Here is a 23,569-nt window from a genome sequence, read left to right as displayed (position 1 = left end):
CCCCGCCGCCCCCCGTCCTCTGCCCGCCCTCTCCCGGGCCTAGAACGCCGCCCTGATCAGGCCCACCGGCACCCCGCCGCCGAGCAGCGGGGCCGCGCCGATCCGGTCGAGGGTGTCGTCCGCCGTCGTCACACCGAGCCGGCGCAGCGCGGCCGCCAGGACCGGCCCGCGGGCCCGCTCCGCGCCGTCCTCGATCTTGAAGGCGAGTGCCCGGCCGTCCGGCAGCGCCACGACCTGCACGGCCTCGGCGCCCATCTTGGACAGCAGGCCCGGGACCGCCCGCATCAGCCAGGTGTCGGCCCGGCGGGTGCCCGCCACGTACTCGGGGTGCGCGCGCATCGCGTCGGCCACCCGGCGCTCCGGAGTGCCGGGCTCCGCCAGCAGGAGGCCGCGGTAGCCGCGGGCCAGGCCGGTCAGGCTGACGGCCAGCAGAGGCGCGCCGCAGCCGTCCACCCCGAGGTGCCCGGCCGGCTCACCGGTGGCCTCCTCCAGCGCCTCGCGGGCGAGCAGCTGGAGAGGGTGCGCCGGGTCGAGGTAGCTCCCGGTGGACCAGCCGTTGGCGACGCAGGCGGCCAGCCAGCCGGCGTGCTTGCCCGAGCAGTCCATCAGGATCGGTGCCCGCCCGGCGCCGGCCCGCAGGAGGAGTTCGGCCTCGGTCTCGTCCAGCGGCAGGTCCGCCGGGGTCCGCAGGGCGGTCTCGTCCAGCCCAGCGTCGGCCAGGATCCGCCGTACGCCGTCGAGGTGAAACGTTTCTGCGGAGTGGCTGGAAGCCGCCAGTGCCAGCAGCTCGCCCCCGATCACCAGGCCGGCCCGCAGGGTGGCCACCGCCTGGAACGGCTTGGCGGTCGAGCGCGGGAAGACCGGCGCGTCGGGGTCGCCCAGCGCGAACTCGACCGAACCGTCGGCGGCGAGCAGCACCAGGGAGCCGCGGTGCCCCCCTTCGGTGAAGCCCGAGCGGATGACCTCGGCGAGAACGGGCAGGGCGGCGGACTGGGACATGGCGGATGCCTTCCGGGGGCGAGGGTGGGCCGGGGGCGAGCCGGGCACCGCTCCCGCCCAGGGCGCCTCACCCGGTCAGAGCGGGCCACCCAGGAGCAGGTCGTCGACCCGTGCTTCCCCATCACGGTACCTGCGGGTGATCTCCGCGCTGCAGCCGTCCGCCGTCCGCAGCAGCAGCTGCCGCCGCCCGGACACCTCGCGCTCGTGCGCGCGCAGCCGCTCCAGCGCCGCCAGCAGTTCCTCGGCCGGGTGCGCGGCCAGATCGGCCAGCTGGACATCGCCCATCAGGGTGTCCGCCTCCAGCTGGGACTGCTCGCCGCGCGGCGGCCCGAGGGTGACGTGCCGGGCGGAGCGGCGCACCGTGGACGGCGCGTCCGTGAGGATGGCCGGCAGCCGGTCCAGCAGGGCCCCGGCCGGCTCCTCGCCCGCCGCCGGTTCCCGGACCGGGCCGTCGTCCGGCCGCCGGTCGAGCTCGGCCCGCAGGATGTCCATCCGCCCGTGCAGCAGCCGCCGCAGATAGGACAGGTCGGCCTCCTGCTCCAGGGTCTCCCGGCGCAGGGTCCGCAACCGGTCCAGGCCCAGCCGCTCCAGATCGGGCGCCGCCGCCGGCTCCGGGCCCTCGGGCACCCGCCCGGACCGCTGCTGCGCCGCGCTGCTCGCGTCCATCAACCAACCACCTGCCGTCGTCCCGATCCCGCCCGCTCGCGGCACCCCGTCGCCTGCCGCCGGTCCGGTCCCGTCCCCCCGGCGGGCTGTTGCTCCCCGCCCGACGGACAGCACGCCCGGACACCCCCGAAGGTTCCCGCCCCCGGCCGGTGCCACCCCTCGGGGACGGCACCGCCGGAACGCCTGACCCAGCGGTCCGGCCTCCCGACCGAACCGGGCCCGGCGCGGCGGACCTTGACGCCCCGGACCCCTTGTACGGTCCACCAGCGTGCCACCCCGCCCGGCGCCGGTGCACCGCCTGTGCACCCGAACGGCCCCCTGGCGAACCGGGGTGGCTGATATGACCGGGGCTTTCCGCAGCAAGAGTGGCGCCCTTCGTGGCGCAGGCGCACACTGCCCGGCGTGCACATAGTGGAGTGCGCCCTCAAACGAACCACCCGCCTCCGGCACAATGGCCGCATGCGAGCAGTGGTGCAGCGAGTGACCGAGGCCAGGGTGACGGTGGCCGGCGAGAGTGTCGGCGCGATCGACGGACCCGGGCTCTGCGTCCTGGTCGGCGTCACCCATGACGACACCCCCGCCAAGGCGGCCCAGCTGGCCCGCAAGCTCTGGACCCTGCGGCTGCTGGAGGCCGACTCCGACGGGGTCGAGCGGTCCTGTTCCGACCTGGCCGCCCCGCTGCTGGTGATCAGCCAGTTCACCCTCTACGGGGACGCCCGCAAGGGCCGCCGCCCCACCTGGAACGCCGCCGCCCCCGGCCCGGTCGCCGAACCGCTGGTGGACGAGGTGGTCGCCCAGCTGCGCGCGCTCGGCGCCAAGGTCGAGACCGGCCGCTTCGGCGCCGACATGCGGGTGGCGCTGGTGAACGACGGCCCCTTCACCGTCCTCGTCGAGGTCTGAGCCCCGCTGCCCGGGTCCGAGCGCTACTGCGGGACGATCACGTCCTGCGTGCCCGGGACCGTCCCGGCCAGCAGGACGGCGTCCACCGGGACGTTCCGCTTGACGATGGCCAGCGCGATCGGCCCCAGCTCGTAGTGGCGCGCCGAGGACGTGACGAAGCCCAGCGCCCGCCCGTCCGGGTCCGAGGCGAGATGCACCGGCGTCCCGTGCGGGGGCAGCGTCTCCTCGGTGCCGTCCAGGTGCAGGAAGACCAGCCGGCGCGGCGGCCGGCCCAGGTTGTGCACCCGGGCGACCGTCTCCTGCCCCCGGTAGCAGCCCTTCTGCAGATGGACGGCGGTGGTCAGCCAGTCCACCTCGTGCGGGATGGTCCGGTGGTCGGTCTCGAAGCCGAGCCGCGGCCGGTGGCCCTCGATCCGCAGCGCCTCGTACGCCCAGATCCCGGCCGCCGGTCCGTACCCCTCGACCAGCGTCTCCAGCTCGGCGCGCGGCAGGAAGAGGTCCCGCCCGTACGGCAGTTCGCGCACCGCGGCGGCGCCCTCGGCGGAGGCGGTGGAACCGGCCGGCAGATGGACCACCGCGTAGTCGGCGGTCGCGTCGGCGACCTCCACCCGGTAGAAGAACTTCATGCTCTCCAGGTAGCCGACCAGCTCCCGCTGGGTGCCCGGCTCGACGTGCGCCCAGGTGGTGGTTCCGTCGTCGACCAGGTAGAGGGCGTGCTCGACGTGCCCGTTCGGGGAGAGCACCAGCGCCTCGGTGGCCTGCTGCGCGGGCAGCGCGCTGACGTGCTGGGTCAGCAGCAGGTGCAGCCAGGCCAGCCGGTCCGCGCCGGTGACGGTGACCACGCCCCGGTGCGAGAGGTCCACGAAGCCCGTGCCCCGGGCCAGCTCGCGTTGCTCGCGGAAGATGTCGCCGTAGTGGGCGGCCACGCCCTCGTCGGTTCCCTCGGCGGGGACGGCACCGGGCAGCGCAAGCAGCGGGCTCTTCATACCGGCCAGCTTACGACTGGGCCCGCCGGTGCTCGGCGGCGCAGTCGGCGCAGCGGCCGAAGATGGCGAAGTGCTTGAGATCGGTGTCGAAGCCGTGCTGGGCGCGCAGGCTGTCGATCAGCGGCTGGGCGATCTCGGTCCCGGTCTCGGTGACCTTCTGGCAGTCCCGGCAGACCAGGTGCAGATGGTGGTGCCGGCCGGCCAGGTGGTAGGTGGGGGCGCCGTGGCCGAGGTGCGCGTGCGAGACCAGGCCCAGCTCCTCCAACAGCTCCAGGGTGCGGTAGACGGTGGAGATGTTGACACCGCTGGCGGTCTGCCGGACATGGCAGAGGATGTCGTCCGGGGTGGCGTGGTCGAGCACGTCGACCGCCTCCAGGACGAGCTGCCGCTGGGGCGTGAGGCGGTAGCCGCGCTCGCGCAGGTCGGCCTTCCAGTCGCCGGAGAGCTGCCAGTCGGTGGTTCCGGTGTCCGCCACGGTGCTGTCCCTGCCAAGGTCGGGGAGTCCTGATGCAAGTGTAGGGACCGGCCCGCGGCCGGTCCCTACCTCAAGCGCTGACGAGTCGTGCTCAGCGGAAGAACGCGATGCCGTCGTCCGGCAGGTCGTTGATGTCCTTGACCAGCTGGGCCGGGCTGAGCACCTTCTTCAGCTGCGCCGACATGTACGGGCGCAGCGGCACCTCGGGCGCGGCCTTCTCGCCGACCCAGAGCAGCTCCTCGTTGACGAAGCCGTACAGACGCTTGCCGCCGGAGTACGGCGCCGAGCCCTCGATCCGGGCCACCGCGTCGGTGGAGACGTCGATCTGGGGCTTGCCGTCGGCCAGCTCGCCGTACCAGATCTCCACGGTGCCGTCGTCACGGACGGAGGAGATCTCGATCCCGCGGGCACCGCCGGTGCCGTGCTGGTTGCTGGTGATGCGCCAGAACGCGTGCTCGTTCTCCAGGGGGCGGACCTTCTCGCCCTCGTTGTCCAGCACCCAGGTGCGGGAACGGAACTCCAGGAAGGGCCGGCCGTCGTGCCGGATGACGATCTCCTGGCCGAAGTTGCACTTCTCGGTGCCGGCGCCCTCTTCACCGGGCAGCGGCGCGTAGACGCCCGCGCCCTCCCAGGTGCCGAGGAGGAAGGCGAGCGGGACGACGTCCTTGTGGAGGTCAGAGGGGATCTCGATCATGTTCCTGGTCGCTGTCGTCGGTGTGGGGCTGCTTCAACCGTACGGCAGTCGACTCAGCGCTGGCCCTGGTACAGCTTCATCACCGAGAAGATGGCGAACCAGGTGATCAGCACGGCCATGAGGGCCAGCAGACCGTCGAAGAAGATTTCCAGACCGGACACGGGGGGCTCCCAGGGCGGCGACAGTGTGGTGGATTTTGCTGCCGCTCACTCTATCCGCCGGTCGTCGACGGGTCTCGGTGAGCCCCACCCCGTCGGAATTTCGCCGACACCCTAGGGTGTCGGCATGTCGTCGAACACGAAGCCGGGCCAGAAGAAGCTCGTCATCAAGGTCACCGCCGGGGCGGACGCGCCGGAGCGCTGTTCGCAGGCCTTCACGGTGGCCGCGGTGGCCGTCGCCAGCGGGATCGAGGTCTCGCTCTGGCTCACCGGGGAGTCCTCCTGGTTCGCCCTGCCCGGGCGGGCGGCCGAGTTCGAGCTGCCGCACGCGGCGCCGCTGCCGGACCTGCTGGAGTCGGTCCTGGCGGCCGGCACGGTCACCCTGTGCACCCAGTGCGCGGTGCGGCGCGGGATCGAGCAGAAGGACACCGTCGAGGGTGTCCGGATCGCGGGCGCGCAGGTCTTCGTCAGCGAGATCATGGCCGACGGCGTGCAGGCGCTCGTCTACTGACGTTCCTCGTGGTCGGGGCGGTCCCGGTCGTGGCCGGGGTCGTCCCACTTCGGGTCGTCCCAGCGCGGGTCGTTCCACCAGTCGTCCTCCGGGTCCCGCTTGTTGGCGAAGACCGCGGCGGCCGGTGGGATGACCATCGCGAAGACGCACATACCGATCGCGGCCGGGACGGACCAGAACCGCACCAGGCCCCAGGCCAGGACGAACAGCCCGAGGCAGACGCCCATCATGGCGAAGTAGTAGCGATGCCGCCGGCGTGCCTGCACACTTCCACGGTACGGCCGAGGGCCCCTGCCCGGAGCAGGGGCCCTCACCGTCTTTCCGCGACCGGATCAGACCGCGATCGCGACCTCGACCGGGACGCCCTGGGCGGCGACCACCTGGCGGTCCACGGTCTGGCCCGGGACGAGCGCGCGCAGCGTCCACTTGCCCGGGCGGGCGAAGAACCGGAACTGGCCGGTCGCCGAGGTGGGCACCTCAGCCGTGAACTCGCCGCCCTCGTCGAGCAGCCGGACGTAGCCGTTGACCGGCTCGCCGTCGCGGGTCACGGAACCCTGGATGATCGTCTCGTTAGCCACGTCAACTCCTGCCAGGTCCGGGCCGCCGGCCTTCGCACCGCACATGTTGGGTCTTCCCTTCTGACTTACGCGTGGAGCCGGTGGCTCAGTTACCGAGCTCGATCGGCACGCCGACCAGGCTTCCGTACTCGGTCCAGGAGCCGTCGTAGTTCTTCACGTTCTCCTGGCCGAGCAGCTCGTGCAGCACGAACCAGGTGAGCGCGGAGCGCTCGCCGATCCGGCAGTAGGCGATGGTGTCGACCGCCAGGTCGACGCCCGCGGCCTCGTACAGCGCCTTGAGCTCGTCGTCGCTCTTGAAGGTGCCGTCGTCGTTGGCGTTCTTCGCCCACGGGATGTTGCTGGCGGTCGGCACGTGGCCGGGACGCTGCGACTGCTCCTGCGGGAGGTGGGCCGGGGCGAGCAGCTTGCCGGAGAACTCGTCGGGCGAGCGGACGTCGACCAGGTTGAGGTTGCCGATGGCCTCGATGACCTCGTCGCGGAAGGCGCGGATCGAGGAGTCGGCGGCCTGCGCCCGGTACTCGGTGGCGGCGCGCTCCGGCACCTCGGCGACCAGGTCGCGGGAGTCCAGCTCCCACTTCTTGCGGCCGCCGTCCAGCAGGCGGACGTCACCGTGGCCGTACAGCTTGAAGTACCAGTAGGCGTACGAGGCGAACCAGTTGTTGTTGCCGCCGTACAGGACGACGGTGTCGTCGTTGGCGATGCCCTTGGCGCTGAGCAGCGCCTCGAAGCCGGCCTGGTCGATGAAGTCGCGGCGGACCGGGTCCTGCAGGTCCTTCTGCCAGTCGATCCGGACGGCGTTGCGGATGTGGTTCTTCTCGTACGCGGAGGTGTCCTCGTCGACCTCGACGATCACGACCTTCGGGTCGTCCAGGTGGGCCTGGACCCAGTCGGCGTCGACCAGGACGTCGCTGCGGCTCATGGTGATGTTCTCCATCCGGGGGCGGTTGGCGGAAGGTGCTGCTATCAGGATGCTGCGGGCTGCCCGGTGGCGGCGGTCCGAATTTCCGTCCGAATACTGGGACGGGGAGAGGTGTCCGGTACGGCCGGGCGCTGGTCTGCGGAGTGCAGGGGCGACGATCGGCCACACATACCGGGCCAGGTCACCGGGGGAATCGGCGGCGGGCGGCAACTGCCCTGCCAGGACGCCGAGTTAGCGCATTCGACACAGACAGGCGGCCACGCGGCACAGGTCTACCGCCCGCCGCTTCGTGAGGTCCGTCTGTCGCTTCATGCGGACGATGCTAGGGACATCGGACACCTGCTGTCATCAGCGTATCGAATGGTGAGACCAGATGCTTCGAATGTTGAGATTTGAGGATTTCACGGCCGGTGGGAACCGGCCACCGGCCGTTCCGGACCCCTCACCGGGCGGGAACGACGCCGCTCCGCGGCCGACGATGGACAGCGCGTCTCGCGGAGCGGAACGGTGCGGAGACCGCGGGAGGGCCGGAGGAGGGGCCGGCGGCGGGAGGGGTCAGCCGATGACCTTGACGCCCTTGCCGTCGAAGGTCAGCCGGACGCCCTCCTCCTGCGGCGACACGCCGGCCAGGTGCAACCCGGCCGGCATCGCGTCGAGGGTGAAACTCACCGGCTCGATCTTCTGGTTGGTGAGACCGGCCACCGCTCCGGCCACACCACTGAGCTGGAAGCCGTCCACCGTCACCGTGTTGCCCTGGCTGTGCAAGGAGCCTTCGCCGATCGGGAGCGGGCCCAGCGAGGCCTTGATCTTGCCCGGCCCGCCGTAGGAGAGGTTCAGCCGGGTGCTGGAGCCCCCCGAGAGCCGGGCCGCGTTCGGCACCATCTGGGCCGCCGGCGGAAGCAGCTGGGCCAGGTCCGCATAAGTGATCAGGCCGCTGCCGGTGCCGTTGTCCACCGTCGCGCTGGAGAGACTGCTGCTCACCGCGACGCCGGACAGCTCGGCCTTGAACGAGTGCAGCGCCACCTGGTGGCCGCCGTCCCCGACGGTCAGCCCCTCGGCGGAGACCCGGACGTCGTCCAGCTTCATCGACAGCACCTGGGTCAGGAAGGGGAAGCCCGCGATCGAGACGTCCGGGCGCTGGCTCATCCGGCCGCTCTTCACCATCTGGTCGGCGGCCTCGTCCTCGGCCACCCCGACCGCGATCCGGTCGGCGCCCACCAGCAGGCCGGAGAGCACCACCAGGCCGATCGTCGCCTTCAGCCAACCGCGCATCGCTCTCCCCCGTCGTGGCCTGTCGCCGTCGTCGTTCTCGTCGCCGCTGCTCGTCGTTCCGGTCCGGTGTCCGCCGGCCGCTCCGGTGCGACCGCCCTCGTACGACCGTACGACGTCCCGCCCCGGAGCATGGTTCCGGCGCGGGACGTCGTACGGCTGCCAGCGGATGTCAGCCGGCCAGCAGCCGGGTGGCGATCCAGATCAACGGCGAGGCCACCGCCAGCGGCAACGCCACACCCGCCGTCATGTGCACGAACCGGGACGGGAAGTCGTACCCCGCCACCCGGCGGCCGATCAGCGCGCCGAGGCCGGCCAGGGCGCCCAGCGCGAGCGGCGCGCCCACCACCAGGCCCAGCAGCACCGCCGCCAGCACACCGAGCACCGGGCCCAGCCGCTTCGGACCGGGCAGCGGCGCCGCCGCCAGCACGGTGGCCAGCGCGACCGCGCCGACCGCCGCCGGCACCCAGTCGGCCAGCAGCAGCGCGGTGCAGAGCACGGTCACCACGGTGGCCGAGCCGAGCACGGTGAGCGCGTAGAACCGCTCCTTCGGGTCCGAGGGCCGGAACGTCTGAAGGACCAGGACCAGCAGGAAGAACCCGCCGAGGGCGCCGACCACGGCCGCCGCGCCGCCGTCGGAGTCCGCCAGCAGCACCGCCGCGTCCGCGGTGAAGCCGGCCAGCGCGGCCAGGGCGATGCCCTGACGGGCCGGCCACATGCCGTTCAGCCGGAACCAGCCGGCCGCGGTCAGCGCCTGGAGCAGCGCGACCACCAGGGCCAGCGCCACCTGCCCGAGCGCCGCTCCGGCGGCCAGCAGCGCGGCCGCGCCGGCGGTGATCAACGCGGGCTGCAGACCCGGGTCGATGATCGGCGAGCCGGTCCGGGCGCCGGGCGCGGCGGGTGCGGAAGCGGGGGCAGGGGCGGGAACGGACTGCGCCGGGACCCCGTGACGCGGCCCGGCGGCCGGCCGGCCGGCCGGGGGCTGACCCGCGAAGGCGCCCGGAGGTGCGGGGGCCTTCGGGAGCTTGAGCGTCATGGTCGGCGGGTCGAAGACCGGCGCCGGGGCCGGCGGGGGCACCGGGGCCGACGCCGGGGCAGGCCTCGGGGCCGCCGCGGTCACCGGCGGGATCAGCGCCGTCGGCGCGTCGTCGAGGGGCGGCACCGGCGGGATCAGCGCCGTCGGCGCGTCGTCCACCGGCGGGACCGGCGGCAGCAGGGTCGTCGCCGCGTCGCCGACGGGCGGCTGCGCGTACTGCGGCCGGCCGTACTGCGCTTGTCCGGGCTGTGGTTGTCCGGGCTGCGGCTGGCCGTACTGCTGCCCGTACTCCTGCTGACCGTGCGGCTGCTGACCGTACTGCTCGTACGCCGGGTAACCGCCGTACGGAGCCTGCCCCCCGGGCGCGCCCGGTTGCGGGTAGCCAGGCGCGTGGCCCGTGCCGGGGGCGTACGGCTGCGCCTCACGCCCCTGCTGCGAGTACGGCTCCGGCGCGTACCCCTGCTGGGGGGCGTACGGGTGCTGCGCCTGCGGGTACGGCAGGCCGCCCGCTTGGGCGTCCTGCGGGCCGCCGGGCCGCCGCCGACGTCTGCCGCGGCCTTCGTTCGCGTCGCTCATGTCGGTCACGCCGCTCACCCTCCCGCGAACGGCGGGAGCACCTCGACCGTCCCGCCCTCGGTGAGGGCGACGGTCGCGTGGTCACGGCCACCGACGGGCGAGCCGTCGACCAGGTAGGAGCAGTGCCCGAGCAACTGGACGAGCTTCGGCCGGTCGGCGTGCCGCCGCCGGGCCGCCGTCAGCGCCTCCGCCAGGGTCGCCGCCTCGTACGGCTCCTCGGCCAGCCCGGCCTCGGACTTCGCCGCCGCCCAGTAGCGGATCGTCCCGCGCACCCGAGCGGCGCTCGCGGGCTCGGTGGTCGCGCCCATGGCAACCCCTTCTCGTCGTCCTCGCCCCGTCCCGGTACCCCGGTCCGGGTCCACACCGGGGCGGCCGCGCCACCACCCGAAAGAGGTACGCGCACGGTGCCGTCGATGCGCGTCCCATGATGGCGTGTCCGCCGCCGCGACCGGCAATCGCCCTGGCCCGGCGAGCGCCGACGGCCCGCTCGCACGGTGGCCGGGCACACCCGGAGCGCGCCCGGAACAGCCGGAGCGCCGCTTTCCGGCCCTCCCGACGCGGGACCGGGTCGGCTATCCTCGATCCCTGAGGGATCCGGGCAGAGTCGCCCCCGGATCCTTTTGTGCTTTCAGGACGCCAGTACGGACGTTCGTGCGAATCGTCGGCCCACCCCCGGCGCGGAGCAGGAACCGCCCCGCCATTCGAGGCACAACGACGTGCCCGGGCCGGCCGGGGTGTCGGAAACCCGACGCCGGGCCGCCGCCCGACACGGGGACAGACCGGAAGGTTCGCGGGATGAGCAGGGCAGAAACGGTGCAGCAGGGGTTGCGGGACCTCTGTCGTACGCCCCGCTCCGCCGCGCACGCCGGCAAACCCTCCGGTCCCTGCCGGGCGCCCGCCCCCACCCCCTCCTCAGCACGAGCGCCATCCGGCTGTGGCGGCAGCCGTGACGCGACCGCGACGACCCGGAAAGGGGACTACCGGGTATGAGTTCTCTCCTCCTCCTCACCAACGCGCTGCAACCGTCCGCGGAGGTGCTGCCGGCCCTCGGCCTGCTGCTCCACAACGTCCGCGTGGCGCCAGCCGAGGGTTCCGCCCTGGTGACCACGCCCGGCGCCGACGTCATCCTGGTCGACGGCCGGCGCGACCTGCCGCAGATCCGCAGCCTCTGCCAGCTGCTGCGCTCGACCGGCATCGGCTGTCCGCTGATCCTGGTCGTCACCGAGGGCGGCCTGGCCGCCGTCACCGCCGAGTGGGGCATCGACGACGTCCTGCTGGACACCGCCGGCCCCGCCGAGGTCGAGGCCCGGCTGCGGCTCGCCCTGGGCCGGCTCAACGTGGCCACCGAGGACAGCCCGATGGAGATCCGCACCGGCGACCTCACGGTCGACGAGGCCACCTACTCCGCCAAGCTCAAGGGCCGGGCACTCGACCTCACCTTCAAGGAGTTCGAGCTGATCAAGTACCTCGCGCAGCACCCCGGCCGGGTCTTCACCCGGGCCCAGCTGCTGCAGGAGGTCTGGGGCTACGACTACTTCGGCGGCACCCGGACGGTCGACGTCCACGTCCGGCGGCTGCGCGCCAAGCTGGGCGTCGAGCACGAGCAGCTGATCGGCACCGTACGCAACGTCGGCTACCGCTTCGTCGTACCGGAGAAGCCCGACAAGGGCGAGCGCCCGGACCTCTCGCAGCGCTCCTCGGCGCCGCTGGAGGCCTGACCGGTCGGCCGGGCGAGGCTTCTCGCCCGGCTTGTCCGCATTCGCCCCGCCGCGTCCGCACCCCGCCCGCCGATAGCCCCAGGTGGCACTGCCCGGGCGGACACCACACGCGTAGACTCCCCTCCGTGGCCAAAGTGACGCGCGACGATGTAGCCCGACTGGCTGGTACCTCGACCGCGGTCGTCAGCTACGTCATCAACAACGGGCCGCGCCCGGTCGCGCCCGCGACCAAGGAGAAGGTCCTCGCCGCGATCGAGCAGCTCGGCTACCGGCCGAACAGCGTCGCCCAGGCGATGGCCTCCCGCCGTACCAACCTGATCGGCATGGTCGTCCCCGACGCCCGCCAGCCGTTCTTCGCCGAGATGGCGCACGCGGTGGAACGCGCCGCCTCCGAGCGCGGCAAGCTCGTGCTGATCGGCAACTCCGACTACGTGGACGACCGCGAGGTCCACTACGTCCGCGCCTTCCTCGGTATGCGGGTCTCCGGCCTGATCCTGGTCAGCCAGGGACCCTCGCAGCGGGCCGCCGAGGAGTTCGCCGCGATGGAGGGGGCGAAGGTGGTGCTGCTGCACCGCCGTCCCGAGGCGATCGACGATGTCGCGGTGGTCACCGACGACGTGGGCGGCGCCGAGGCCATCGTCCGCCACCTGCTGGAGGTGCACGGACACCCGTACGTGGCCTGCTTCGGCGGCCCGGTCGAATCCCCGGCCCCCGGTGACCCGGTCATCGACCACGTCGAGGGCTGGCAGCGCGCCATGGACGCCCACGGCCTGCCCACCGAGCCGCACCTGATCGACGCGCCCTTCCACCGCTACGGCGCCTATGACGTCGCGCTGGGGCTGCTGCGCTCGGCCGACCGCCCGCCCGCGATCTTCTGCTCCACCGACGACCAGGCGATCGGCGTGCTGCGGGCCGCCCGCGAACTCGGCCTGCGGGTGCCGGAGGACCTCGCGGTGGCCGGCTTCGACGACGTGCCCGAGGCCGCCCTCGCCGACCCGCCGCTGACCACCGTCGCCTCCGACCGCGACGCGATGGCCCGGGCCGCCGTGGACCTGGTGCTCGACGACTCGCTGATGGTGCCGGGCTCGGACACCGAACGGGTCCGGAAGTTCCCGTCCCGCCTGGTCATCCGCCGTTCCTGCGGCTGCGGCGGAACGGCCCCGGGCGCCACCGCCGAAGCGGAATAGCGCGATCCGGCCCGGCATCCGCCATCTACCGCCTGACCAGGCTTTATGAGAAGTCAACGGGCTTCTCGGGCCCTTCTGAGCCCGCTCTCATCCGATCCTCATCCAGCGGGCGGACGTTGGTCGACATGAGCGATCAGCAGCACGGCAGCGAGCAGTACGGACAGCGCGGGCAGGACGACCGGTACGACCCCTACGGCACGTACGACCCGGCCCGGCCCTCCCAGCCCCACGAGCCGTACGGCACGGACACCGCCCAAGGCGCCTACGCCGCCCACCCGGCTCCGCACGAGAACCGGATCATCCCGGGCACCGTCCTCGGGAGCACCGCCGCCGAGAGCACCGCCGGCCACGGCTACCGCGAGGACCACTCCCGCGGCGGCTTCGACAGCCCGCCGCCTCCCCCGCCCGCGGCGCCCCCCGTGCCGCCGGCCCCGCCCGCCGCCGGCGGACCGGGCACCCCCGGCGGCCACGGCGGCCGGGGCAGGCGCGGACTGCTGCGCGGCCGGGTCGCCCTGGTCACCGCCGTCGCGGCGGTCGCCGCCGTCCTCGGCGGGGTCACCGGCGGCGTCGTCGCCGCCGACGAGCACGGTTCCGGCACCCGCACCACCACCATCGCCAGCCCGGTCTCCGCCCGCTCGGACGGCAGCGCCGACGTCGCCGCCGTCGCGACCGCCGTCGCACCGAGCGTCGTCCAGATCACCGTGCAGGGCGCGAGCGGCACCGCCACCGGCACCGGCGTGGTCCTCAACAAGGACGGCCAGATCCTCACCAACTACCACGTGATCTCCGGCGCGGTCGACGGCGGCCGGCTCACCGTCACCTTCAAGGACGGCTCCACCACCCAGGCCACCGTCACCGGCACCGACAAGGCCCTGGACGTCGCCGTGATCACCGCGAGCGGCGCCAGGAACCTCGCCCCCGCCGTCCTCGGCGACTCCTCCGCCGTCTCGGTCGGCGACCCGGTCGTCGCCATCGGCAACCCCGAGGGCCTCACCGGCACCGTCACCTCGGGCATCATCAGCGCCGAGAACCGCGAGGTCACCGTCCAGGTCGACGAGAGCAGCACCAGCGGCAACGGCGGCTTCGGCTTCCCCAACCTGCCCGGCCTGCGCGGCGGCACCCCGCAGAGCAGCGGCGACACCACCACCTACAAGGCCTTCCAGACCGACGCCGCGCTCAACCCCGGCAACTCCGGCGGGCCGCTGATCAACGCGAGCGGACAGGTCATCGGCATCAACTCGGCGATGTACTCGGCCAACGGCTCCAACTCCACCGCCGGTGGCAGCAGCGCCGGCAGCGTCGGCCTCGGCTTCGCCATCCCGATCAACGACATCAAGCAGGTACTCCCGAAGCTGCAGGCCGGCCAGAACATCTAGACGGACAATTGCAGTAATCCCGGCCCTCCGACCACGAGAAAGGGCAACCGCCCATGACCCCGTCCGCCGACGACCGCACCCCCGCCGAGTCCGGGCCCACCACCGCCCGGCTCCTCGTGGTCGACGACGAACCCGCCCTCCGGGACGCCCTGGAGAGCAGCCTCGCCTTCGAGGGCTACGAGGTCGCCACCGCCACCGACGGCTACGAGGCGCTGGAGTCCGTCGAACGCGAGAAGCCCGACCTCGTCCTGCTGGACATCATGATGCCCCGGATGGACGGCCTCACCGCCGTCCGCCGGATGCGCTCCCGCGGCGACAGCGTCCCGGTGCTGATGCTCACCGCCCGGGACGCCGTCGGCGACCGGGTCACCGGCCTCGACGTCGGCGCGGACGACTACCTCGCCAAGCCCTTCGAGCTCGACGAACTGCTCGCCCGGGTCCGCGCCCTGCTGCGGCGCAACGCCCTCGCCACCGAGGCCGCCGCCCGGGCCGCGGCCGTCGAGGAGGACAACGAGGTCATGGCCTTCGGGGACCTGCGCATGAACACCGCCACCCGGGAGGTGACCCGGGCCGGCAAGCCGGTCGAGCTGACCCGGACCGAGTTCATGCTGCTGGAGATGTTCCTCTCGCACCCCCGCCAGGTCCTCACCCGCGAACAGATCCTCAAGGCCGTCTGGGGCTTCGACTTCGAGCCCTCCTCCAACTCCCTGGACGTCTACGTGATGTACCTGCGCCGCAAGACCGAGCAGGGCGGCATGCCCCGCCTCATCCAGACCGTACGCGGCGTCGGCTACGCCCTGCGCCCGGCCGCCGGCACCGGCGCGTGAGCAGCACGGCCCCCCTCCCGCCCCCGCCGTCGGCGCCACCCCGGATCCCCCGCCGCCAGCGCCTCCTCCGCTGGTACCGCGCCCAGTCGCTGCGCAGCCGGCTGACCTTCCTGACGGCGGCGGCGGTGGCGGTCGCCATCGCCCTCTCGGCGCTGGCCTGCTGGTTCATCGTGGAGCAGAAGCTCTACGACCAGGTGCAGGAGAACCTGTCCCGCGCCAAAGTGCCACCCCTTGAGCTGGTCGACCCGATCCGGCGCACCTACAGTCTGGGATTCTGCAGCACCTCGGTCGCGAAGGCCGAGGCCGCGGCCGAAACCGCCGCCAAGGAGAAGGCCAGGGAGATTCGTCCCGATATGATCGGCGGCGGATCAGCGGGAGGGGCCGGTCAGTTCACCACCGAGCTCTACAGTCCGAACGGGCAGATCTGCATTCCGGATGTCTCGCCCCCGAAGGGCGTCGAGGTCAAGGCCTCCGACCTGCTTGCCATCTCCCAGGGCAAGTACACCTACCGTGACGGCCGCTACGTCGACGGCACTCCCGCCAGGGTTCGGCTGAACGGCGTCCACGACGACGCGGGCAACAGGTTCGTCCTCCTGACCGCGACTCCGACCGACGCGGTCGAGAAGTCCCTCAACCAACTCGCCCTCATCCTCGGCGGCGTGGCCCTCGGCGGCGTCATCCTCGCCGGAGCGGCCGGCCGCCTGGTCGCCCGCTCCGCGCTCAGGCCCGTGGACCACCTCACCGACGTCGTCGAGCACATCGCCCGCACCGAGGAGGTCGGAGCCACCATCCCGGTTCGCGGCAGCGACGAGATCGCCCGTCTCTCCACCTCGTTCAACTCCATGAGCACCGCCCTCGCCAACTCCCGCGACCGCCAGACCCGGCTGATCGCCGACGCCGGGCACGAGCTCCGCACCCCGCTCACCTCGCTCCGGACCAACGTCGATCTCCTCATCCGCAGTGACGACACCGGCCGTCCGCTCCCCGCCGCCACCAGGACCAAGCTGCTCGGCAACATGAAGGCACAGATGCAGGAGCTCACCGTCCTGATCGGCGACCTGCTCCAGCTCTCCCGCCCCGACTCCCCCAAACCGATCCGGAACCTCACCGTCGTCGCGCTGCACCAGATAGCTCAACGAGCGGTCGAGCGCGCCAAGTTGCGCGGGCCGGGACTGGTCTTCGAGACCGACACCGAGCCCTGGTTCGTCCACGGCGACGCCGCCGCCCTCGAACGCGCGGTGATCAACCTGCTGGACAACGCCGTCAAGTACAGCCCGCCCGGCGGCACCGTCGAAGTACGGCTCCACCAGGGCGTGCTGACCGTCCGCGACCACGGCCCCGGCATCCCGCCGGACGAGCTGCAGTACGTCTTCGACCGGTTCTGGCGCTCGCCCTCCTCCCGGCAGCTCCCCGGCTCCGGCCTCGGGCTGTCGATCGTCGCGCAGAGCGTCCGCGAGGCCGGTGGCGAGGTGTCGCTCGGCCCGGCCGGGGACGGTGGCCCGGGCGCGCTCGCGACCGTACGGCTGCCGGGCGGCCCGGCTCCCGAGTAACGCCCGCGGACGGCGAAAGGGCGGGCGGGGCGCCCCGACAGCGCCCCGCCCGCCCTTTCCGGCTCACGGTCAGCCGATGCCGCCGCCCGGGCCGATGACCTTGATGCGGTCCTGTGCCGGGGCCTGCAGCGGCGCCGCGGCCGAGCTGTGGGCGCCGAGGTAGGCGGCGAAGACGTCCAGGTCCGAGGCGCCGACCAGCTTGTCGGTGCCGGCCGCGAAGGCCGGGAAGCCGTCGCCGCCGCTGGCCAGGAACTCATTGGCCGCGACCCGGTAGGAGGCGGCCGGGTCGATCGGCGCGCCGTTCAGCCGGACCGAGTCGACCAGCACCCGGTCCGCACCCTTCTTGCGCATGTCCAGGGTGTAGGCCAGGCCCCTGGACGGCTGCAGGATCTTCGGCGAGGCCTCGTTGCCGCCGCTCACCTGCTGCTGGAGCAGCTGGAGCAGCTGGGCGCCGGTCAGCGTCTTGACCTGCATCATGTTGGTGAACGGCTGGACGGTGAACGCCTCGCCGTAGGTCACCACCCCGTCGCCCTCGGCGCCGCTGGCCTTGTAGACCAGGTCGGAGCGGATGCCACCGGGGTTCATGAAGGCGATCTGCGCACCGCCCTTGTCGGCGGGGGCCAGACCCTCCTGCTGCGCGTCGGCGATCAGGTCGCCCAGCGGCTTCTCCGGGTCGCTGTTGCCGCGGCCGTTGATGTCCGAGGCGATGTAGCCGACCGGGCGGTCGGCGATCGGCGCGGCCAGCTTGGAGTAGCGCGAGATCAGCGCCGTCATGTCCGGGGCCTTCTCGACCGTGCGGCGCACGATGTGGTTCTCGGCCTTGACCGACGGACGGACGATGGTGCCCGTGGTCTTGTCGAGCTTCAGGTCGATCTCGGTGTAGAGCCGGCCGAAGGAGGCGGCACTGGTCACCGAACGCGGAACGCCCTGCGGGTCGGGGATGGTGCAGGCGTACGCGTTGTGGGTGTGGCCGGTGACGATGGCGCCGATCGCCGGGTCCAGGTTCTTGGCGATGTCGACGATCGGGCCGGAGATGCCCTGACCGGCGGTGCCGCAGTCGTAGTTGTAGGTGCTGCTGGCCGGCAGGCCGCCCTCGTGGATCAGCGCGACGATCGAGTTGACGCCCTGCTTCTTCAGCTCGGCGGCGTACTTGTTGATCGTGGCGACCTCGTTGCCGAACTTCAGGCCCTTGACGCCCTCGGCGGTCACGATGTTCGGCGTGCCCTCCAGGGTCGCGCCGATGAAGCCGATCTTCACGCCCTGCGACTTGGTCACCCAGTACGGGGCCAGGACCGGCTTGCCGGTCTTCTCGTCGGTGACGTTGGCGGCCAGGTAGTTGAAGTTGGCGCCCTTGAACTTGCGGCCCTTCTCGTAGCAGCCGTCGACCGGGTGGCAGCCGCCGTTCTGAAGGCGCAGCAGCTCCTTGGCGCCCTCGTCGAACTCGTGGTTGCCGACCGCGGTGACGTCCAGGCCGAGCTTGTCCATCGCCTCGATGGTCGGCTCGTCGTGGAAGAGCGCCGAGGTCAGCGGGCTGGCACCGACGATGTCACCGGCGGCGACGGTGATCGAGTCGTCGGCGGGGATCCGGGCCTGGCGCAGCGCGGTGGCCAGGTACTCGATGCCACCGGCCGGGGTGCTGACCGGCCGGCCGGTCGCCGGGTCGATCTCCTGGATGGTGCCGGACGAACCGGCCGGGGGCTCCAGGTTGCCGTGGAAGTCGTTGATCGCCAGCACCTGGAGGTTGACGGTCTTCTGACGCTTGGCGTCCGCGGCCTGGGCGGCGGTCGGCACGACCACCGTGCCGAGCAGGCCGGCGGCGGCCGCGACGGCGAGCGCCGCGCGTCGGGATCTGACGGTGAGCATGAGGGTCCCCTGCACCTTGAGAGAGCGCCCAGCTGTGGACAGGTCCGGGTGGGCGAAGATGTCGTTGCGCGAATGCAGCCTAGAGTCAACGCGCGTAGCTGTCAGGACCCCGGACGTAACGACAGGGTTACCTACTGACGAATCGTCGCCGGACAATCGCCCCGGACGGCCGGCTCACCCCGCCCGGACCGCCCGGCTCCCCGCCCTCTCCGACACCCGCTCAGACGCCCGGCTCGGCCGCCAACTGGCGTTCGGCGCGGACCCGCTCGGCCACCGCGTCCTCGGTCATCGCCCGGTCGGTGTACACCAGCGGCCGTTCGGCCTCGGTGATGATGTGCTTGACCACCTGGACGTTGCCGTTGACATCCCAGACCGCGATACCCGGCGACAGGGTCGGGATGATCTCCACCGCCCAGCGCGGCAGACCCAGCACCCGGCCGGTGGCTCTCGCCTCCTCGGCCTTCTGCATGTAGATCGTCCGGGTGGAGGCCATCTTCAGGATCGCCGACGCCTCCTTGGCCGCCGCGCCGTCCACCACGTCCGAGAGGTGGTGGACCACCGCGACGAAGGAGAGGCCGAGCCGGCGCCCGAACTTCAGCAGCCGCTGGAACAGCTGGGCCACGAACGGGCTGTTGATGATGTGCCAGGCCTCCTCGACCAGGAAGATGCGCTTCTTCCGGTCCGGCCTGATCCAGGTGTGCTCCAGCCAGACCCCGACGATCGCCATCAGGATCGGCATCGCGATCGAGTTGCGGTCGATGTGCGACAGGTCGAAGACGATCAGCGGCGCGTCCAGGTCGATGCCGTCCGTGGTCGAGCCGTCGAACATGCCGCGCAGGTCGCCGTCGACCAGCCGGTCCAGCACCAGCGCCACGTCCAGGCCCCAGGCCTGCACCTCGTTCACCGCCACGCCCAGCGACTCCACCGAGGAGAGCTCGGGGCTGCGCAGGGTGTCGATGATGTCGTTCAGCACCGGCTGACGGCCGGTCACCGTCGCCACCACATGGGCGTGCGCGGCCTTCAGCGCGAAGCCGGCCCGCTCGTCCAGACCGTGCCCCATCGCCACCTCGATGATGGTGCGCAGCAGCGACAGCTGGCCGGTCGTGGTGATCGCCGGGTCCAGCGGGTTGAGCTTCACCCCACCGTCCCGGGCCGCCATCGGGTCGAGCCGGATCGACTTTATGCCCAGCGCGTTGGCGATCAGGTTCCACTCGCCGACGCCGTCCTCGCCCTGCGCGTCCAGCACCACGACCTGCCGGTCCCGGAACCTCAGCTGGCGCAGCACATACGTCTTCTCCAGCGCCGACTTGCCGTTGCCGGACTCGCCGAGCACCAGCCAGTGCGGGGCCGGCAGCTGCTGGCCGTACAGCTGGAAGGGGTCGTACACATACCCCTTGCCGCTGTACACCTCACGGCCGATGATCACGCCGGAGTCGCCCAGCCCCGGTGCGGCGGTCGGCAGGTAGACCGCCTGCGCCTGGCCGGTGGACGTACGCACCGGCAGACGGGTGGTCTCCACCTTGCCGAACATCAGGCTGGTGAACGCGTCGGTGAGGTTGCCGATCGCCATGGGCGGCCTCCTGGTGGATTGGTGCGCCGGTCAGCGGCGGATGCCGGTGGCGAACGGGAGGGTGTTGACGAAGGCCCGGTGGTGCTCGCGGTCGCACCACTCCAGCTTGAGGTAGCTCTTGCCGGCCGAGGCGCGGATGGTCCGCTTGTCGCGGGCCAGCGCCTCGGGGCTGCGCGAGGAGACCGTGATGTAACCGACCAGGTTGACCCCGGCCGCACCGGACGCCAGGTCGTCACCGCGCTGGTCCACCCGGCCGGTGTGGGCCAGGTCGCGCGGGTCGACCGTGCGGTTCATCTTGGCCGCGCGGCTGGCCTCCGCCTCGTCGTTGGTCTTCTCGGTGAGCATCCGCTCGATGGCCACGTCGGTGGGCTCCAGGTCCATCGTCACCGCCACCGTCCGGATCACGTCCGGGGTGTGGACCAGCAGCGGGGCCAGGAAGTTGACGCCGACCGGGGTCAGCGGCCACTCCTTGATCCAGGCGGTGGCGTGGCACCACGGGGCCCGGGTCGCCGACTCCCTGGTCTTCGCCTGCAGGTACTGCGGGTGCGTGGCGTCCAGCTCGGCCGGCCAGGCGTTGCGCTTCGACATCGCCTGGATGTGGTCGATCGGGTGGTCCGGGTCGTACATCGAGTGCAGCAGCGAGGAGAGCCGGGCCTGGCCGAGCGGCTGACGCACCCGGATGTCCGCCTCCGCGAGGCGCGCGCAGATGTCGGTCAGCTCGCGCGCCATCACCGCGGCCAGCCCCTCGTCGTCCCGGGCCCGCCGTCCGGTCGCGGTCCGGCCCATGGCGTGCGCCTCGGCCGCCAGGTCACGGGTGTAGTGCATGCAGGCCACCAGGTAGGCCCGGTGCTGCTCGGAGGAGGTCGAGACCATCGACTGCAACTGGTCGTACGAGTCCTGCAGCCACCGCGGTGCGTCGTGATCCCCGCGCCGCTCCACGTCCTTGGCGTGTGCGTCCGGGTCGGCGGGCAGCGTCCGGGCGAGGATCTGCAGCCTGGTCACGAAGCCGTCCCCGTTGGCGACGTGCTTCAGCAGCGTGCCGAACCGGTCGACCAGGGCCTCCTGGTCCTCCGAGTCCCGCAGGCCGACACCCGGACCCTCGATCTCGATCGCCGCCGTCACCGTGCGCCGCTCCAGGTGCATCAGCACCCCGACCTCGTCCGGCCCGAACGGCGCGGCCAGCCAGCGCAGCCGGCCCACCCCGGGCGGCGGGCCGACCTCCACCTCGCGCCCGTCCAGCCGGGTGCCGGCGTCCATCGCGTCCGACTTCCACACCGCCCGGCCGCTGCGGACCGTCCGGCGGTAGGTGCGGTTGATCTCCACCCACTTGTAGAACGTCCGGCGGCGGTACGGCACGTAGACCGCGGCGATCGCCAGCAGCGGCAGCCCGATCAGACCCGCGATACGCAGCGGCAGCACGGGCATCATCAGGCCCCAGAGCATGCCGAGGAACGCCCCGAAGATGATCAGGATGATCTCGCCGGACTCCCGGTTCCGGCCGATCGGCGCGTTCGGGCGGGCCTTGCCGATCAGGTAGGTGCGGCGCTGGTGCACGTACGGCTGGGCGTACTGGGCGCCGTACTGGCCGAGTGGTTCGCTGCTCACTTACCCGTCACCCTCCCTTCGCTGGATTGCTGTCGCGGATCGCTGCCGAGGCCGGTGGCCCGCCCTGCGGCGGCGGGGCCGGGGTGCGGCCGGCGTGCGCGGCGATGCCCGGCGCGACCGAACCGCCGCCGGCCCCACCGCCGCCGCCCGCCCCCTGCGGGCCGCGGTCGCCGTGGGTGCTGATGCCCTGCTTCATCAGGTTCGCGGTGCCGTTGATCATCGCCGAGCCGGCCGAGACCGCGCTCGCCCGGGCCGAGCGCATGTTCATGATCTCGTCGCCGAAGCCCGGCACGAAACGGTAGACGGCGGTGCTCGCGAAGATCGACAGGAACAGGATCGCCAGACCCGACAGCACCCGCGCGAAGTCGTCGTTCGCCCCGGCACCGGTCGCCACCGCACCGGCCAGCCCGAGGATGATGACGATGATCGGCTTGGCCAGGTCCACCGCCACCATCACCCCCGCCCAGCGGCGCACGTGCTTCCACAGCTGCTTGTCCACCAGCCCGGCGTACACCGCGGTCCCCAGCAGCGCACCCACGTACAGCATCGCCGCCCGGATCAGCAGCTCGATCCAGAGCACCGCCGCGGCCAGCACGGCCACCAGCGACACGATGATCAGGATCAGCGGCCCACCGCCCATGTCACCCTTCTCCAGGGTGTCGGCGAACCCGCCCAGATACGTCCCGGTGTCCGACTTCGTCCCCACCGCGACGGCCTTGGTCAGCCCGTCCGTCGCGCTCACCACCGTGTACAGGATCAGCGGCGTGAACGCCGACGCCACCACGGTCAGCCAGAGGAAGCCGATCGCCTCCGAGATCGCCGTCGTCAGCGGCGCCCCGCGCACCGCCCGCTTCGTCACCGCCAGCAGCCAGAGCACCAACGTGATGATCGTCGAGGCGGCGAACACCACCGCGTACTGCTGCAGGAACGACGCATTGGTGAAGTCCACCTGCGTCGTCCCGTCGATCGCACTCGACAGCTTCCGCACCACCCACGCCGCCGCCTGCGCACACCCCTTCGCCAACGACCCGAGCGGATCGGCCACACTCCCGACGGTCCCGCTGCCGGGAAGGGAGCCGTTGCCACCAGGAGCGCAGTAGACATCGTTCCCCGGAAGCGGAACCCCAGGGCAGCTTGTGTTGGTCGCGCCGGGGCTCGGTGCGGCCGACGGCTCGGCGAACGCACGTGAGGCCGTCAGCACGACGGAGATGAGGCCTGCCGCCGTCCCTCCGGCCAATCGACCCGCACGTCGCCTTGCCCGAGCCGAACCACCGTCAGCGTGCATAGCGGAAGCCTCCGAACTGCTCGACAGCACCAGTGATTTCCTCAGAGGTCGCAGCCTGCTGGTCCGGCGGGACAGGTGCGGGGCCGGCTACCCGACTGAAGTCAGTGAGCTTCCAGTCCGTTCCGGTCCACCGCAGGTTGAGCGTCAGGGTGAACCATTCCTCCGAGACCGGCCGGATCGATCGCTCGCCGGCGAGGCCGAAGAGTCCCGTGCACCAGACCTCGACCTTGACACTCTCTTCGCTGTAGGCACTGCTCTTCGCACCGACCGGGATGGTCCGGCTGACGAACGTCTGCCCCTTGGGCGGTCGCCCTTGCGCATCGACTCCGAACCTGGCTGCGGTCTCGGGCGAGAACCCCTGGTCCAGGCGGGCCTGGAGGGCTGCGGCGGCGCCCGGGTCGGCGATGGTGGCGACGATGGTGTGCCGGCTCTCGGCGCGGAACATGTCGGCGGAGCCGATGGCCACCGCGTAGTTGACGGCGGCCGACTGCGCGCCCTGGTCGGTGTGCGGGAAGCCGCCGGCGATGCCGTTGGTGGTGGTGCTGACCGGCTGCTCGCCGCTGGGGCCGGGACCCGCGCCGGCGGTGGCGGTGGCGCCGTCGGCGGAGCGGCCGGCGGTACCGGAGGCGCCGGGGTCGGCCTTGCCCCGGTTGGCGATGGAGATCGCCACCACCAGCAGGGTGACGACCACCAGGACGGTCAGCAGCGTTCGCAACGGCCTCGGTTGACGAGCGCTCACCTGTGAGGAGGGCTGTTCGCCGACCGGCAGCCGCGTACGGGTGTGCGGCTGGTCGTCGGACAACGGCACGGCGGCCCTCCTG

The 23,569-nt window shown here is 72.3% G+C and carries 24 protein-coding genes; 7 read left to right on the top strand and 17 right to left on the bottom strand.

Annotated features, from left to right (window positions below; translation table 11 throughout):
* Positions 1-39: 39 nt before the first annotated feature.
* Together ACIP82_RS15050 and ACIP82_RS15045 are read right to left on the bottom strand one after the other, a co-directional pair.
* Complete coding sequence (locus tag ACIP82_RS15050; RefSeq protein ID WP_363612920.1) at positions 40-999, bottom strand: asparaginase; 960 nt, start codon at positions 997-999, stop codon at positions 40-42.
* A 75-nt stretch (positions 1,000-1,074) separates the two neighbouring features.
* Positions 1,075-1,665 carry an ABC transporter substrate-binding protein gene (locus ACIP82_RS15045; protein WP_363612918.1) on the bottom strand — a complete coding sequence of 197 codons (591 nt, stop codon included), beginning with the start codon at positions 1,663-1,665 and terminating at the stop codon, positions 1,075-1,077.
* Positions 1,666-2,124: 459 nt separating this feature from the next.
* On the opposite strand from ACIP82_RS15045, the gene dtd reads away from it, so the two are divergent.
* Positions 2,125-2,565 carry a D-aminoacyl-tRNA deacylase gene (gene dtd / locus ACIP82_RS15040; protein WP_400653673.1) on the top strand — a complete coding sequence of 147 codons (441 nt, stop codon included), beginning with the start codon at positions 2,125-2,127 and terminating at the stop codon, positions 2,563-2,565.
* 23 nt (positions 2,566-2,588) lie between these two features.
* Here dtd and ACIP82_RS15035 read toward each other — a convergent pair whose 3' ends face one another.
* The 3 genes from ACIP82_RS15035 to ACIP82_RS15025 form a co-directional block, all read right to left on the bottom strand.
* Positions 2,589-3,551, bottom strand: a complete 963-nt coding sequence (locus ACIP82_RS15035) for a folate-binding protein (protein ID WP_363612914.1) — start codon at positions 3,549-3,551, stop codon at positions 2,589-2,591.
* A gap of 10 nt (positions 3,552-3,561) precedes the next feature.
* Positions 3,562-4,026, bottom strand: coding sequence for a Fur family transcriptional regulator (locus ACIP82_RS15030; RefSeq protein ID WP_363612912.1), 465 nt, complete (start codon positions 4,024-4,026; stop codon positions 3,562-3,564).
* A gap of 91 nt (positions 4,027-4,117) precedes the next feature.
* Positions 4,118-4,720: an FABP family protein gene (locus ACIP82_RS15025; RefSeq protein ID WP_363612910.1), complete on the bottom strand. Its 603-nt coding sequence runs from the start codon at positions 4,718-4,720 to the stop codon at positions 4,118-4,120.
* Between the two features lie 285 nt (positions 4,721-5,005).
* Here ACIP82_RS15025 and ACIP82_RS15020 point away from each other — a divergent pair, with 285 nt between their 5' ends.
* Positions 5,006-5,389 carry a DsrE family protein gene (locus ACIP82_RS15020; RefSeq protein WP_363612908.1) on the top strand — a complete coding sequence of 128 codons (384 nt, stop codon included), beginning with the start codon at positions 5,006-5,008 and terminating at the stop codon, positions 5,387-5,389.
* On the opposite strand, the gene ACIP82_RS15015 is transcribed toward ACIP82_RS15020, so the two are convergent.
* The 7 genes from ACIP82_RS15015 to ACIP82_RS14985 form a co-directional block, all read right to left on the bottom strand.
* Complete coding sequence (locus tag ACIP82_RS15015; protein WP_363612906.1) at positions 5,383-5,655, bottom strand: DUF3099 domain-containing protein; 273 nt, start codon at positions 5,653-5,655, stop codon at positions 5,383-5,385. The genes ACIP82_RS15020 and ACIP82_RS15015 overlap by 7 nt on opposite strands.
* Positions 5,656-5,721: 66 nt before the next feature.
* Positions 5,722-6,012, bottom strand: a complete 291-nt coding sequence (locus tag ACIP82_RS15010; RefSeq protein WP_363612904.1) for a DUF1416 domain-containing protein — start codon at positions 6,010-6,012, stop codon at positions 5,722-5,724.
* A 40-nt stretch (positions 6,013-6,052) separates the two neighbouring features.
* Positions 6,053-6,886 carry a sulfurtransferase gene (locus ACIP82_RS15005; protein WP_363612902.1) on the bottom strand — a complete coding sequence of 278 codons (834 nt, stop codon included), beginning with the start codon at positions 6,884-6,886 and terminating at the stop codon, positions 6,053-6,055.
* Between the two features lie 231 nt (positions 6,887-7,117).
* Entirely contained in the window at positions 7,118-7,198 is an 81-nt protein-coding gene (locus ACIP82_RS15000; protein WP_350517234.1) for an Ms5788A family Cys-rich leader peptide, read from the bottom strand.
* 243 nt (positions 7,199-7,441) lie between these two features.
* Entirely contained in the window at positions 7,442-8,158 is a 717-nt protein-coding gene (locus ACIP82_RS14995) for a DUF2993 domain-containing protein (RefSeq protein ID WP_363612900.1), read from the bottom strand.
* A gap of 169 nt (positions 8,159-8,327) precedes the next feature.
* Positions 8,328-9,767, bottom strand: coding sequence for a hypothetical protein (locus ACIP82_RS14990; protein ID WP_400653766.1), 1,440 nt, complete (start codon positions 9,765-9,767; stop codon positions 8,328-8,330).
* Between the two features lie 14 nt (positions 9,768-9,781).
* The gene (locus ACIP82_RS14985) at positions 9,782-10,075 is read right to left on the bottom strand and encodes a MoaD/ThiS family protein (RefSeq protein WP_363612898.1); all 294 of its coding nucleotides are present in this window, start codon (positions 10,073-10,075) and stop codon (positions 9,782-9,784) included.
* 678 nt (positions 10,076-10,753) lie between these two features.
* Here ACIP82_RS14985 and ACIP82_RS14980 point away from each other — a divergent pair.
* The 5 genes from ACIP82_RS14980 (at position 10,754) to ACIP82_RS14960 (ending at position 16,425) form a co-directional block, all read left to right on the top strand.
* Positions 10,754-11,485 (top strand): response regulator transcription factor, encoded by a 732-nt coding sequence (locus ACIP82_RS14980; protein WP_363612896.1) that lies wholly within the window; start codon positions 10,754-10,756, stop codon positions 11,483-11,485.
* Between the two features lie 125 nt (positions 11,486-11,610).
* The gene (locus tag ACIP82_RS14975; protein WP_363612894.1) at positions 11,611-12,672 is read left to right on the top strand and encodes a LacI family DNA-binding transcriptional regulator; all 1,062 of its coding nucleotides are present in this window, start codon (positions 11,611-11,613) and stop codon (positions 12,670-12,672) included.
* A 125-nt stretch (positions 12,673-12,797) separates the two neighbouring features.
* Positions 12,798-14,048, top strand: a complete 1,251-nt coding sequence (locus tag ACIP82_RS14970; RefSeq protein ID WP_400653672.1) for a S1C family serine protease — start codon at positions 12,798-12,800, stop codon at positions 14,046-14,048.
* Between the two features lie 53 nt (positions 14,049-14,101).
* Entirely contained in the window at positions 14,102-14,875 is a 774-nt protein-coding gene (locus tag ACIP82_RS14965; protein ID WP_363612890.1) for a response regulator transcription factor, read from the top strand.
* Entirely contained in the window at positions 14,872-16,425 is a 1,554-nt protein-coding gene (locus ACIP82_RS14960; RefSeq protein WP_400653671.1) for a sensor histidine kinase, read from the top strand. The genes ACIP82_RS14965 and ACIP82_RS14960 overlap by 4 nt, the downstream gene beginning before the upstream one ends.
* 69 nt (positions 16,426-16,494) lie before the next feature.
* Here the strand turns inward: ACIP82_RS14960 and ACIP82_RS14955 are convergent, their stop codons facing one another.
* The 5 genes from ACIP82_RS14955 to ACIP82_RS14935 all read right to left on the bottom strand — a co-directional run bounded on the left by ACIP82_RS14955 (position 16,495) and on the right by ACIP82_RS14935 (position 23,556).
* Positions 16,495-18,288, bottom strand: a complete 1,794-nt coding sequence (locus ACIP82_RS14955; protein ID WP_400653670.1) for a bifunctional metallophosphatase/5'-nucleotidase — start codon at positions 18,286-18,288, stop codon at positions 16,495-16,497.
* A 220-nt stretch (positions 18,289-18,508) separates the two neighbouring features.
* Positions 18,509-19,858: an ATP-binding protein gene (locus ACIP82_RS14950; protein ID WP_363612884.1), complete on the bottom strand. Its 1,350-nt coding sequence runs from the start codon at positions 19,856-19,858 to the stop codon at positions 18,509-18,511.
* Positions 19,859-19,888: 30 nt separating this feature from the next.
* The gene (locus tag ACIP82_RS14945; protein WP_363612882.1) at positions 19,889-21,463 is read right to left on the bottom strand and encodes an SCO6880 family protein; all 1,575 of its coding nucleotides are present in this window, start codon (positions 21,461-21,463) and stop codon (positions 19,889-19,891) included.
* A gap of 7 nt (positions 21,464-21,470) precedes the next feature.
* A complete protein-coding gene (locus ACIP82_RS14940) occupies positions 21,471-22,748 on the bottom strand; it encodes a hypothetical protein (protein WP_400653765.1) in 1,278 nt (425 codons plus the stop codon).
* The gene (locus ACIP82_RS14935) at positions 22,738-23,556 is read right to left on the bottom strand and encodes a hypothetical protein (protein ID WP_400653669.1); all 819 of its coding nucleotides are present in this window, start codon (positions 23,554-23,556) and stop codon (positions 22,738-22,740) included. Before ACIP82_RS14935 ends, ACIP82_RS14940 begins: the two co-directional genes overlap by 11 nt.
* Between the last annotated feature and the right edge of the window lie 13 nt (positions 23,557-23,569).

This window comes from Kitasatospora sp. NPDC088548 (assembly GCF_044753005.1).
Lineage (GTDB): Bacteria > Actinomycetota > Actinomycetes > Streptomycetales > Streptomycetaceae > Kitasatospora.
The sequence above is the reverse complement of the archived record's forward strand: the minus strand, read 5'-3'. Positions and strand labels throughout refer to the sequence as shown.